Source organism: Gemmatimonadota bacterium (assembly GCA_026387915.1).
Lineage (GTDB): Bacteria > Gemmatimonadota > Gemmatimonadetes > Gemmatimonadales > Gemmatimonadaceae > Fen-1231.
On record JAPLKS010000004.1, the window covers coordinates 36,968 to 49,979 of the forward strand.

At 63.9% G+C, this 13,012-nt stretch carries 13 protein-coding genes; 2 read left to right on the plus strand and 11 right to left on the minus strand.

Features of this window, described 5'->3' with window-relative positions; genetic code table 11:
- Positions 1-2: 2 nt before the first annotated feature.
- Both NTZ43_00635 and bshB1 read right to left on the minus strand, forming a co-directional pair.
- Positions 3-1,160 carry a cysteine desulfurase family protein gene (locus NTZ43_00635; GenBank protein ID MCX5765714.1) on the minus strand — a complete coding sequence of 386 codons (1,158 nt, stop codon included), beginning with the start codon at positions 1,158-1,160 and terminating at the stop codon, positions 3-5.
- Positions 1,161-1,198: 38 nt separating this feature from the next.
- On the minus strand, positions 1,199-1,918 hold the full coding sequence (gene bshB1 / locus NTZ43_00640; GenBank protein ID MCX5765715.1) for a bacillithiol biosynthesis deacetylase BshB1: 720 nt from the start codon (positions 1,916-1,918) through the stop codon (positions 1,199-1,201).
- Positions 1,919-2,018: 100 nt separating this feature from the next.
- On the opposite strand from bshB1, the gene NTZ43_00645 reads away from it, so the two are divergent.
- Entirely contained in the window at positions 2,019-2,399 is a 381-nt protein-coding gene (locus NTZ43_00645) for a RidA family protein (protein MCX5765716.1), read from the plus strand.
- Positions 2,400-2,409: 10 nt separating this feature from the next.
- The gene (locus NTZ43_00650; GenBank protein MCX5765717.1) at positions 2,410-3,228 is read left to right on the plus strand and encodes an SDR family oxidoreductase; all 819 of its coding nucleotides are present in this window, start codon (positions 2,410-2,412) and stop codon (positions 3,226-3,228) included.
- Between the two features lie 136 nt (positions 3,229-3,364).
- On the opposite strand, the gene NTZ43_00655 is transcribed toward NTZ43_00650, so the two are convergent.
- The 9 genes from NTZ43_00655 to NTZ43_00695 form a co-directional block, all read right to left on the minus strand.
- Positions 3,365-3,754, minus strand: a complete 390-nt coding sequence (locus NTZ43_00655) for a hypothetical protein (protein MCX5765718.1) — start codon at positions 3,752-3,754, stop codon at positions 3,365-3,367.
- A 220-nt stretch (positions 3,755-3,974) separates the two neighbouring features.
- Positions 3,975-4,415 (minus strand): hypothetical protein, encoded by a 441-nt coding sequence (locus tag NTZ43_00660; protein MCX5765719.1) that lies wholly within the window; start codon positions 4,413-4,415, stop codon positions 3,975-3,977.
- A gap of 42 nt (positions 4,416-4,457) precedes the next feature.
- Positions 4,458-5,705 (minus strand): ABC transporter permease, encoded by a 1,248-nt coding sequence (locus NTZ43_00665; GenBank protein MCX5765720.1) that lies wholly within the window; start codon positions 5,703-5,705, stop codon positions 4,458-4,460.
- Positions 5,706-5,710: 5 nt separating this feature from the next.
- Positions 5,711-6,952 (minus strand): ABC transporter permease, encoded by a 1,242-nt coding sequence (locus NTZ43_00670; GenBank protein MCX5765721.1) that lies wholly within the window; start codon positions 6,950-6,952, stop codon positions 5,711-5,713.
- A gap of 46 nt (positions 6,953-6,998) precedes the next feature.
- A complete protein-coding gene (locus NTZ43_00675) occupies positions 6,999-8,261 on the minus strand; it encodes an ABC transporter permease (GenBank protein ID MCX5765722.1) in 1,263 nt (420 codons plus the stop codon).
- Entirely contained in the window at positions 8,261-9,499 is a 1,239-nt protein-coding gene (locus NTZ43_00680; protein ID MCX5765723.1) for an ABC transporter permease, read from the minus strand. The genes NTZ43_00675 and NTZ43_00680 overlap by 1 nt, the downstream gene beginning before the upstream one ends.
- A 180-nt stretch (positions 9,500-9,679) precedes the next feature.
- Positions 9,680-10,942 carry an ABC transporter permease gene (locus NTZ43_00685; protein MCX5765724.1) on the minus strand — a complete coding sequence of 421 codons (1,263 nt, stop codon included), beginning with the start codon at positions 10,940-10,942 and terminating at the stop codon, positions 9,680-9,682.
- A gap of 12 nt (positions 10,943-10,954) precedes the next feature.
- Complete coding sequence (locus NTZ43_00690; GenBank protein ID MCX5765725.1) at positions 10,955-12,199, minus strand: ABC transporter permease; 1,245 nt, start codon at positions 12,197-12,199, stop codon at positions 10,955-10,957.
- A gap of 125 nt (positions 12,200-12,324) precedes the next feature.
- Positions 12,325-12,993, minus strand: coding sequence for an ABC transporter ATP-binding protein (locus NTZ43_00695; protein ID MCX5765726.1), 669 nt, complete (start codon positions 12,991-12,993; stop codon positions 12,325-12,327).
- Positions 12,994-13,012: the final 19 nt, after the last annotated feature.

Consider the following 13,012-nt stretch of genomic DNA (forward strand, 5'->3'; position numbering starts at 1 on the left):
CGCTATGCCGCCGCATGGCCCCGCGCCCGCAGCGCGAGTTTGGGAAACAGTTCGGCAACACGGTCAATCGCGGCATCGGTGGTGAGCGAGCCCACGCTCATGCGAATCGCACTGGCCGCAATGTTGGCGGGAACACCGAGCGCGCTGATCACGTGTGACGGTGTCACGCTTCCGCTCTGGCACGCGGAGCCGCCGGAGCAGGCAATGCCTTGGAGATCGAGCGCAATCAGCAGCGACTCACTGTCGGTTCCCGGAATGGACACATTGAGAATATGCGCCGCCCGTTGTGCGTCGCGTCCATGCACCACGGCATCTGGGATTGCGGCCACGATGGCGGCCTGCAGTCGGTCACGGAGCGCGGTGAGGCGCGCATGTTCGCGCACGTGCTCGCTGAGCGTGAGTTCGCAGGCCGTGGCGAGCCCCACGGCAAAGGCCACGTTCTCGGTGCCGGGGCGTCGGCCACGATCCTGTGAGCCTCCAAAGAACAGCGGCTCGAGCGGCGTGCCACGCCGAATGAACATTGCGCCCGAGCCCTTGGGCGCGCCGAACTTGTGACCGCTAATCGCGAGATAATCGAACGGCGTTTTGCGGGCGTCCACGTCCACTTTGCCGAACGCCTGCACCGCATCGGTATGAAACAACGCTCCCACCGACTTCGCATGTTCGGCGAGCGCCTGTATGGGCTGAATGGTGCCAATCTCATTGCTCACCCACATCACGCTCGCGAGCGCGGTGTCGGTCGCAATCATCGCGCGTGCGTGCGAGAGCGAGACGGTGCCAGTGGCGTCCACCGGTATCGTCCGTTCCGTGGCCCCTTCGGCCGCGCAGTGATGCATGGCGGCCAGCACGGCTTTGTGCTCAATCACCGACGTGGCGACGGCGGTGCGTCCGGCACCACGGAGCGCGCGCCACGCGCCGAGGATGGCGAGGTTGTCGCCTTCGGTGCCGCCGGAGGTGAGGCAGACTTCGTCGGGGTGTGCGCCGAGGCAGGCCGCAATGCGGTCGCGGGCGTCGTCGAGCGCCGCGCGCGACTCGCGGCCCCAGCGGTGCGTGCTGGAGGCATTGCCAAAGCGCATGTCAAAGAACGGCGCCATGGCGTCGAGCACTTCCTGGCGCACCGGCGTGGAGGCGGCGTGATCGAGATAAATCGGGGCTGTCATAAGTCCTGAAATATAAGCGCGCTGGGGGCGCGCGGACGTTACATCGAGGAGACGTCGAGCGAGAGCGGGTTGTCGACGAGCATGGTCTCGAAGGTAAAAAATGGCTCCCCGTATGGGCGGCGAATGAGCGACCCGTAATGCGCACTCTGATGGCGGATCACATCGTAGAGCGGTTCGCCCGTGGGATACACTTCGCCGGCTTGTGTGGCGCCGTCGAACTGCGAGCCATAGCACTGAATGGCGCGCAGCTTGGTGTCGAAGTCGTCGGAGATGTCCACGACGAACGTCGGCTTCTCCTGATCTTCGCGGTAGGCAATAGCGTGCAGGATCTTGAGCGGGCGGTGGGGCGGGAGATCGGGCGCGACTTTGGCCAATCCGCCCACAAAGCAGGCATCGCGCACGAGCTGTGCGGTGACGCGATGATCGGGATGCCGGCCCGCCGGGGCATGCGTGATCACGATACGCGGGGCGAGCCTGCGAATGACGTTGGCGAGCGCCGCGCGCGTCTCGGGGGTGTTGATAATGGCGGCGTCGGGCAGCGCCAGATTCTCGCGCACCTGAACCCCAAGCACAGCCGCGGCCGCCGTCGCTTCTGCGGCCCGCGTGGCCGCTGACCCGCGCGAGCCCATCTCGCCCTGCGTGAGATCGACGATTCCCACCCGGTGCCCGAGCCGCACCAGCTTGGCGAGTGTGCCGCCGCAGCAGAGTTCGGCGTCGTCCCGATGGGCAAAAATGGCGAGGGCGTCAACGGTGGTCATATGTGAAAGATAGGGCACACACCGGGTGCGGGGCGAGTCGGGTGGCTATCACGGCAGGGCGCCCAATCTCGTAAGTTGAGGGGTCCTCAAACCCCTCCCCATGCAGATTATTGAAACGCCGAACGCGCCCATCCCTGGTGGTCACTACTCGCAGGCCATTGTCCACAACGGCTTTGCCTTCGTGGCGGGACAGCTCCCGATGGTGCCGGGTGCCACCACGCACGTGGCGGGCACCATCGAAGAGCAGACCGAGCAGGTGCTCCGCAACGTCGAGGCCGTGCTGAAGGCCGCGGGGAGTTCGCTCGACCAGGTGGTGCAGATGACCATCTACGTCTCCGACATGGCACTGTGGGGCCGCGTGAATGTGGCGTATGCCAAAGTGATGGGCGGCCACCGGCCAGCGCGCGCCGTCGTGCCAGTGAATGACCTGCACTTTGGGTATCAGATTGAAGTGCAAGCCATCGGGGCGGTCACCGAATGAGGACGGTGCGATGAACGGTGAGTTCCGCGATAACGTCGTGATGATCACCGGCGCCTCCAGCGGGATAGGCGAACAGATGGCGGTGCAGTTGGCGGGGCAGGGCGCCAAGCTGGCGCTCGTCGCGCGTCGCGCCGACGAACTCGAGCGCGTCGTCCGTGCCTGTCAAACGGCCGGGGCCTCCACGGGGGGAACCGCCATTGCCGTACCTGCGGACCTCACCGATCCGAACGCCTGCGCGGCGGCCGTGGCCACCACCGTCGCTCACTACGGACGGCTCGACACCCTCGTCAACAACGCGGGGCTCGGGATGTGGGCGCGCGTGGACGAAGTGCAGGATCTCCGCGTGTTCGAGCGAGTGATGCAGGTCAATTATTTCGGTGCCGTGTACACCACCGCGGCGGCGTTGCCGCACCTCCGTGCGCGGCGCGGTCGCATTGTGTGCGTGTCGAGTTTGGCGGGACGTACCGGCGTGCCCATGCGCAGCGGCTACGCGGCGAGCAAGCACGCGATGAATGGCTTCTTTGATTCACTGCGCATCGAACTCGAGGGGACCGGCGTGACTGTCACCATCGTGAACCCGGGCTTCGTTGGCACCGGCGTACAGGGACGCAATCTCAATGCGAGCGGCGTGCCACTGGGCTTTGTGCCGATCGACCTGAATGCCGCGATGACGCCATCCGTGTGCGCCCAGCACGTGCTACAGGCGGCAGCGGCGCGCAAACGCGAACTGGTGATGACCGCGCGCGGGAAGATTGGGATGTGGCTCAAGCTGTTTGCGCCGGCTCTGATTGACCGGATAGCGGCGAAGGCGATTTCGCGCGGGAAGTAGCGCGGGCGTCACGCCGGAACAACACAGGGGTCGGCGGACTTCGACCGGAACAACAAAGCGGGCTGACGGAAAATCCGTCAGCCCGCTTTCGAATCGTTGCTTGGCGAGCCTGCCGCCAAAGCGCGCCTACAGAGCGTTAGAGCGTCGGCGGCGGGCCACCGCCACGACGGCCACCGGCCGGCATCGCAGCGAGGTTGTCATCGAACTTCTTCTTGTCGGCGTCGCTCGTGAGCAGCGCCTTGAGGTCGTCGTTGCGCTTCTTCGTGACCGCGGCGCGCTTTTCCTGCGCGTCCGGGGCCGCGCGGTCAATCGCGCGCGAGTCCGTCATCGCCTTGACGATGATGTCCGTGGCCGACTTCTTCTGCGCGTCCGTCACGGTGATGTCCTTGAACAGACCGCCGATGGTGCGCTCGGCCATCTGAGCCGGGTCCATCTGCTGGCCGCCGCCCATACCGCCGCCGCCCTGGGCAGCCGCGGAACCAGCCATCACCATCAGCATTGCAGCCATCGCAAAGAACTTCTTCATCGAGTCCATCCTCCAATGACAACGTGAGTGGGAGCGGCGAAATTCCGCCGACCTCCTGATAACGCCCAGCTAGCGTAAAACGTTAGGGGTTTTGGCCTCCCAATGGGAGGGGTTCGGCCCCGTGTCGCCCAGCCTACCGCTGGTCCAACGCGCCGTAAGCCCCAGCTGAGCCTGTAGATCATACCCCGGTGGGCCGGAACAAGGTTCCGCCCCAAGGCGGCTAACGCCGCTGGCGGTATATCGTTGGCGCACCGTTTTCGTCAAAGACCTCGGTAATCCGGCCGAACTGGATGGTGCATTTGTGCCCGCTGGCGCTCTCCCCCTGCTGCCCCAGCGTGACCGACGTCTGCGTGACGATCTCCACGTTCCAGAGATTCCCGCCACACTCTTTGTCGCGCACCATGATGCCGGTTTTCTGCAGCCCGTCGAAGAATTTCCGGAGCTTGGATTCGGCTACGTACGGGACATCGAGTCGGCGGATGCCGACCATGCCGAGTCGTTCGCCGTTTGCTGCTGGCGTAGTCGATGGTGCCGCGCCTGTACTTGCGCCAGCGGCGGACGGAGGCGACGCCGGCGTCGCAGCCGGAGCAGGGGGCTGTGCCGCGCAGGCGGCAACGCCATAGCCGGCGAGGATCAGTGCCGTGAGGCGAACAGACGTCATAAGGGTTCCACGCTGGGGGAGACCCTGAACATTGGCGCCAGTTTACTCGTGCCGCAACGCTTCAATGGGATCAAGCCGCGCGGCGCGCCTGGCGGGTGCCACTCCAAACACCAGCCCAATGCCGACGCTGACCGCCACGGCGATTAACGTCAAGCCAATGGGGGCCTCGCCCTTGATGTGCATGACGGCGTTGACGCCTTGCCCCGCGGCGAGCCCAATGAGAATACCAATGAGACCGCCCATTCCCGTCAGGAACGCCGCTTCGATCAGAAACTGCACCATGATGTCGCGTCGCGTGGCGCCGACCGCTTTGCGTACGCCGATTTCTCGCGTACGCGCGGTGACCGACACCATCATGATGGCCATCACGCCGATGCCGCCGACCATGAGCGCCACCGACGCCAGCACAATCATCACCAGAAAAAAGACGCCCGTGATCTTGTTGAAGGTGTCAAGAATTTGGTCTTGCGTGACGAGATCGAAATTATTTTCTTCGCCCGGGCGGAGCGTGCGTCGCTCGCGCATCAGCACGGTCACCGCTTCCTGCGCTTCCGTCACGGTGACACCGTCTCGAGGCTTCACGGGAATCCAGATGCCCCGCATCTTGTCGATGCGATACCCGTAATACGCAGTTCGAAATGGGATGATGGCGCCGATTTCCTGCCCCTGCGGTTGGAAAATATTTTCCACCGGCACATAGAGCCCAATGACCGTGAGCGGCTTGCCGCCGACGATGGCGGTCTTTCCAATCGGATCTACGCGACCAAAGATTTGCCGTGCCCGCGTTTCGTCGAGCACCGCGACCGCGGCCCCGCTCTTGAGTTCCGCCTTCGTGAACCAGCGTCCGTCCTGCAGGCCGCCGCCCTGCACTTCGGGAAACCGGTCATCTGCGCCCCAAATGGCCAGCGGTTGTGTACGCTGACCCAGGAACTCCAACCGTCCTTGCGCGCGAGCCCAGATGCCGGCGTACCGTATGATCGGCAGCGTCCCAATGGCTTCCGCGTCGCCAATCGTGAGGTCGGGACGCACCCGCATCCACTTGGGGAGCGCGTCTGGGTTGACCGGCGATGTCGAAAAAACGCGGAGCACGTAGAACGTGGTGGGGCCAGCTACCTGAATGGATCGGACGATCTGCTCCTGCACGCCCTGCACAATGGTCGCCATGGTCATCACGGTCGCCACGCCAATCACCACGCCGAGAATCGTCAGCGCGCTGCGTAGGCGGTTGGCGATCAACGTATCGACCGCAATCACGAGATTTTCTCGAAGCTGATCCGCACGCCAGGCCATAGCTGTTACTCCTGCCGCATGGCGGTAATGGGATCGAGCTGCGCGGCACGGCGTGCCGGATACACACCAAAGAGAATCCCGACGCTGGCGCCGAGCCCCATTGCGAGCAGCACACTCCACGCGGTGATGCGAGCCGGCAGCGGCGAGACCGCCGATACCAGTTCGGCAAAGCCCCAGCCGACCAAGACACCGGCGAGCCCGCCGAGTGTCGATAAAATCACCGCCTCGGCGAGAAACTGCCGCTCCACGTCGCGCGCGCGCGCACCGACCGCTTTGCGAATTCCGATTTCGCGCGTGCGTTCGTTGACGGCCATCAACATGATGTTCATGATCACGATTCCGCCGACGACAATCCCGATGGCCACGACCGCAGGAATCACACTAAAGAGCACGGCGGTGAGACTCTTCCAGAACGCGACGAGCGCGTCGGCGGTCTCAACGGAGAACGTGTTGTCCTGTCCGGGCCGAAGGTGCCGCGAGAGGCGCAGCGCCTCCTCAACTTTCTCCATGGCCGGAGCGACGTTGGCGGCATCGGCAACTTTCACGGAAATCGTTGCCGTGAGGCGGCGACCGTACAGCATTTCGAATCGTGTGATCGGTGTCAGAATGAACGAATCAAACGATTGGCCGAGCACTCGCCCTTTGGGTGCAACGACGCCGATGATTTCGAGTCGCTGCCCGGCGACGCGAATCTCCTGTCCAACGGCCTGAACGCCGTCGAGCAGTTTCTCGGCGACATCATGCCCAATGACTGCTACGGCGCGCCGACCCGTGACGTCCACGTCGGTGAGCGGGCGCCCCGATTCAAAGCGGTAGTCCTGCACGGTCTGATAGGGCGCCGTGACGCCAAACACCGGGACGTCACCCATCGTGCGGTCGCGCCAGACGAGGTCAGCAACCGGCGTGGGCCACCCCGAGGTAAGGGCAATGGCATCTGCGTCGGGCACGGCGGCTCGTACGGCCGCAGCATCGCGTTCGTCGACGCGAGGGCGGCGTTGCACGCGACGCCACTCTTGATCGTTGAACTGGCCAATCTGAATAGGGGTGCGGCGCACTTGAAAAGAGTTCGCGCCAATCACGGCCCCCGCGATGTTCTCCTTGACGTACGCATTCATCCCTTGGATGATCGCGACTACGGCCACAAGGAACGCCACCGACACGATAATGCCGAGCAGCGTAAAGAACGAACGGAGAACATTCGCTCGGATTTCCCCGAGCGCGGTGATCAGGACGTCAGCGAAGCGCATGCCCTATGAAATCACAGGAGATGCGTGCGCACGCGCAAGAGGTGCGTTACTCGTGCCGGAGTGCCGCGATCGGATCGAGGCGCGCGGCCCGCGCGGCGGGCGCCGCGCCGAAGAGCACGCCGGTGAGCGCGGCGGCCACGAGCGAACTGACGACCGCCGAAAGCGGGACAGAAGCTGGAATCGGAGTGAAGGCCTTCACGAGGGCCGCCAATCCGGCGCCCGCGCCGAGTCCAATAGCGGCTCCGAGGCAGGTGAGTGTGGCCGCTTCAATGAGGAACTGCCAGAGGATCAGTCCACTCGTCGCGCCCAGTGCTTTACGCACGCCAATCTCGCGCGTGCGCTCGGTGACCGAGATCATCATGATGGCCACCACGCCCACGCCACCCACCAGCAGGCCAACGCCGCTCAGGGCGAGGCCTACCAAGAAGATTGCCCCGAAGAGCTGATTGAAAATATCGAGCATCCGGTCTTGGCCCACCAAATAGAAATTGTTGGGCATGCCGGGCTTGAGGCCGCGTCGGCTTCGGAGCAGCGCGGTCACCGCGTCGATTGCCTCTGCCTGCGTGACGTCCGATCGTGGCTTGACGAACGCCATAAACCCGCGTTTCCACACATCGAGATGGCGGTACGCCGACATCATCGGGAGGAGCGCCCGCGGCTTGTCGGGGCCGCGTCCGTCAAGTGCCTTGATAAAGCCGGCCTTGGTATGAAACACGCCGATCACGGTGAACGGCTTGCCACTGATGGTGATTGACTTGCCGATGGGGTCGGTGTCACCGAACAGTTGAGATTTCAGCGAGTCGTTCACGAGCGCGACCGGCGCTGCGCCGTCGTGCTCGCTCTCGGTAAAGCTCCGCCCTGGCGAAACATCGGCGAGATCCACCTGCGCCCACTCAGTGCTCTGCGCATCGTAGTTAACGCCCTTCACATACCGGTCGCGGTACGCAAAATCGCCGCTGCCAAACAACCAGCCGATCGCCGACTGCACCTCAGGGAGCCGCTGAATGGCTCGCCACTCGCTCACCGTGATGGCGGGGTTTCGTTGCTCGGGGCACGTTTCATCCGATCCGTCGCACACGCTCACGGGGTTCGTGCGACGGAGTTGAAATGAGGTGGCGCCAAACTCGTCCATGTCCGATTGAAAGCTCTGCCGAATGCCATGCACCGCCGCGCCCATGGCGACGACCACGAATACGCCCACCGCCACACCCGAGATGGTGAGCGCCGCGCGTACCTTGTTGCCACGAATTGCATCGAAGGCAATCGTCACCCCTTCGAGCGCCATCAGAACGCGGTCGACGACGCGCATTATTCCTGCCTCAACGCGGCAATGGGGTCGAGCCGACTGGCGCGCGACGCGGGATACGCGCCAGCGGCAATGCCAACCCCCGCGCCCAAGAGCAAGGCGACCCCAACACTCCATGGCGCGACGGCCGCTGGGAGCGGCGAGAACGCGGCCACCGTCTTTGCGGCCGCAATGCCGAGCACGACGCCGAGCGCCGCGCCAATGAGGCTGAGCGTGGCGGCTTCAATGAGGAACTGCGCCATGATGTCTTTGCGCCGAGCGCCGAGCGCTTTCCGAATGCCGATCTCACGCGTGCGTTCCGCTACTGCCACCAACATGATGTTCATGATCACCATCGCCCCGACCAACAGGCCGATCGCGGGCAGAGCGGTGCCGAACGTCTGTACGCGGTTCGAGATGGTCGCAAAAAACTCGAGCGCTGCGGCCGGCGTTTCGATCGTGAAGTTGTCCACGCGACCTGGCGCGAGTCGCCGTTTGGCCCGCACAACTTCACGGATCACATCAATCCCCTCCGTGACCATCTCCGCCGAGGCCGCCTGCACCTCGAGCTGCATGATGTCGCCGCGCGGGCGCAACACGCGCTGGAGCGGGGTGGTGTAGGGCACAATCGCCATACGGTCGAGCGACATACCGAACACGTTCCCCTGCTTCTCGATCACACCAATGACCGTGTACGGCGTGCCGCGAATGCGCAGCTCACGCCCGATGGGGTCAAGCCCAGGAAAAAAGTGACTCGCGGTTTCGACGCCGATGACCACGATGCGACTGCCTGCGGCGACTTCCTGCGGCACAAAGGCACGTCCGCTGGTGACCTTGAACTTCTTCATCACGAAGTAGTCGCTTTCCGTGGCAATGGCATCGACCTGCCGTGGCCGCGCGAACTGCGACGAGGCTTTCATGAAGCTCTGACTCACCACCGCGGTGCGCGAACCAGGCGGCAGGGCACTCCGCGCGATCTGGATTTCGGGCATGTAAATGCGCGGACGGCGCATCCACTCGCGCCACTGGGCGTCGGTGCTGTTTTGATTCCAGTCCGGCAGGCGGCGAAACGTAAACGTGTTCACGCCAAAGATTTTGCCCGCGAAGTCGTTCTTAACGTACTGGTTCATCCCTTCGACGATCGAGACCACGGCGATCAGAAACATTACGCCAATCGTCACGCCCAACAGCGTGAAGAAGCTCTTGAGCTTCTGCACGCGGATGGTTTGCAGGGCCAGCCGGACGGCCTCTAACAGTTGCATGGTGCCCCTACGAGGGGCGGGGCTGAGATGTTTCGTTCGACAGCAACCCCGCTGGCCCTCACCGCTCCGCGCGTGCTCAGGGTGCGCTCAGGGTGCGCTCAGGGTGCGCTCAGGGTGCGCTCAGGGTGCGCTCAGGGTGCGCTCAGGGTGCGAATGCCCCCGAGCGCCGGCGGGCGACCGTTACTCGTGCCGGAGCGCCGTTACAGGGTCCAGACGCGAGGCCCGAATCGCTGGCAGCATGCCAAACACGACCCCCGTGAAGGCGCTGGCCCCCAGCGCCGCCACCACGGCCAGCGGGGGCACCGAGGCGGCAATGGGGGTCGTGCTCCGAATGAGCAGCGCCACCGCCCAGCCCACCGCCAAGCCGATCATCGCACCCGTGGCCGTCAGCGTCACGGCCTCCACGAGGAACTGCCAGAGGATGATCCCGCGGGTCGCGCCCAGCGCCTTCCGCACGCCGATTTCACGGGTGCGCTCGGTGACCGAGATCATCATGATGGCCACCACGCCCACGCCGCCGACCAGCAATCCCACGGAGCTCAGCGAGATCATCACCAAGAAGAACATGCCGAACACCTTGTTGTAGATGTCGAACAGTTTGTCTTGGGTGGTGATGGCAAAATTCGATTCGCGGGACGGCCGGAGCCCACGCGCGCCACGCAACGCCGCCGTGACATCGTCGATGGTCTGGTCCTGACGGACCGCCGGGTTCGGCTTGATGATGAACGCACTCTGCCGCGGATTGGAGCCAAGGCGACGGTTGAGCGCATACACCGACGTCACGATCGCCGGACGCTCTCCCCCCTGCAGAAAACTCGCATTGTCTTTGTAAATGCCAATGACGAGGAAGGGACTTCCGCGCTTCGCGCCTTGCAACGCCGTAAGAGTGATTTCCTTGCCGAGCGCGGCGTCGTCGCCGAAGAGCCGCTCCGCGGCGGTGGTATTGATCACCACCACGGGAGCCGCCGCGCGTGACTCCTGCTCGGTAAAGACGCGCCCGTCAATCATGTCCGGCGGATTGAGCTGCGGCCAGTTCGCGGTAATGCCGGTGATGCCCACCATCGGCAGTTCACGATCTCGGTACTTGACCGACGCGCCCCAGCCGGAGCGAATGCCGACTTCTTCCACCGATTCCAGGCGTTTGAGAATGTCGGCTTCGCTGTACGCGAGCGGAGGGTTCGAGCGCCAGGTGCACGCATCGCCCGAATCGTGACAGTTCTCAAACACAATCGGGTAGCGCTGCACAAAGAACGTCGTCGGTCCAGCCGACTGAAACTGCTGCGCCACGCTCTCGTTGATGCCGTGCACCGCTGCCGAGATCACGACGACGACAAACACGCCCACCGCCACGCCGAGAATGGTGAGACCGGCGCGCACCTTGTTGGCTTTCATGGCATCGAAGGCAATGAACACGCCCTCGAGCGACATTTTGATTTTATCCATTGAACGCATGCGCTACTCCTGCCGCAACGCGGCCACCGGATCGAGCAGCGACGCGCGGCTCGCGGGGTACACCCCCGAAATAATTCCCACGCCGGCGCCAATCAACACGCCCACCATAATCGACCACGGCGCCACGTACGTGGGCATCGGCGTGGTCGAACGAATGAGCAATGCGAACAACGCGCCGAGTGCAATCCCCATGGCGGCACCAAAGGTGCTCAGCGTGGCCGACTCAATCAGAAACTGCATCAGGATGTCGCGCCGCTTGGCGCCCATCGCCTTGCGAATGCCAATCTCGTGCGTGCGTTCGGCGACGGCCACCAACATGATATTCATAATGACGATGGCGCCCACCACGAGGCCAATCGCTGGCAACGCAACGCCGGCGAGGATCAGATACTGCTTGATTTTATTCCAGAACTCGAGCGCGGTGTCGGACGTCTCGAGCGTAAAGTCATCCTTCTGCGCCGGGTGCAGTTGGTGCCGCGCGCGCATAGTGGTGCGCACGCGCTCTTGCCCGTCGGCCAGCATGTCGGCCACCGGCACCTGAATGATGATGCCGTCGATGACGTGTGGTTGCTTGTTGAGCAACCGGTGCACCGGCGAGCGGAACGGTGCATAGACATAGTTGTCGAAGCTCATGCCGAACGCACTGCCGAGTGACTCGCCCACGCCCACGACCGTATACATCTTGCCGCCGAGCTTGATCTGCCGGTCTACTGGAGCCACGGTAGGGAAGAGGCGCTTCACGAGGTCCGGCCCGAGAATCACGACGCTGGCACCCGTGGAGAGTTCGGCCGGGGTAAAGCGGCGGCCAACGGTGACGTCGAGCTTCTTGATTTCAAAGTACTGGCCGTCGATGGCCGTAATGCTCGCCGAGCGCGGGCGCGAGTAGGGCGACTCCACCTTGAGCTGGTCGGTGGAATACATCGCCCAGAGCGAGCCTTCACCGAGCGCTTCGGCGACCGGTTCCACGTCGCTCTCCAGGAGGCGCGGCCGGCGGTTGAACTCCTGCTGTGCCTCGCGGCTCATTTCGCCCGCGCCGAAGTTGGGGCGGTGGCGGAGCTCGAAGGAGTTCACGGCAATGAGCTTGCCGACCAACTCCGTTTCCATGTAACGCCCCATGCCGTCCACGATCGACACGACGGTAATGAGGAACATCACGCCGATGCACACGCCAAGCGCCGTGAAGAAACTCTTGAGTTTCTGCACGCGAATCGTATTGAGCGCCATGCGGACGGCTTCAAAGAACAGCATGTGCAACCTGGAATCGGGGGGAGGTGCGAGTGGAGAAACAGCGCGGGGGACGCGGCGAAGCACCGGATCCCCCGCAGTAATGTGGCCTCACGCGGGCGACGCCCGTTTGAGCGTTCGCCCTGTGATCAGACCAGCCCGACGGACTTGGTGAACGTGTCGCGCTTGTCGTCGCTGGCCACGAGGCCGTCGCGCAGCACCACCACGCGACGCGCATGCGCGGCGATGTCGGGCTCGTGCGTCACCATGATGACCGTCTGGCCGGTTTCGGCCAGCTGCTCGAACACACGCATAATTTCTTCTGACGTCGTGGAGTCGAGGTTACCGGTCGGCTCGTCGGCGAGAAGAATCGAAGGATCGTTGACCAAGGCGCGCGCGATCGCCACACGCTGACGCTGGCCGCCGGACAGTTCGTTCGGTCGGTGCGTCATACGCGAACCGAGCTGCACACGCTCGAGGGCGGCCGCCGCACGTTCCCGGCGTTCGTTCCCCGAGACACCGGCGTACACAAGCGGCAGTTCCACGTTGGCCAACGCCGTGGCGCGGGGGAGCAGGTTGAACGTCTGAAAGACGAAGCCGATCTCCTTATTCCGCACGTGCGCCAGCTCGTCGTCCTTCATGGTCGACACGAGTTGGCCGTTCAGCCAGTACTCGCCGCTGTTTGGCGTGTCCAGACAGCCGATCATGTTCATCAGGGTGGACTTGCCCGACCCCGACGGTCCCATGATGGCAACGTATTCATTGCGATGGATGGCGAGATCGACGCCGCGCAAGGCGCGGACGATTTCACCACCCATGTCGTATTCACGCTTAAGA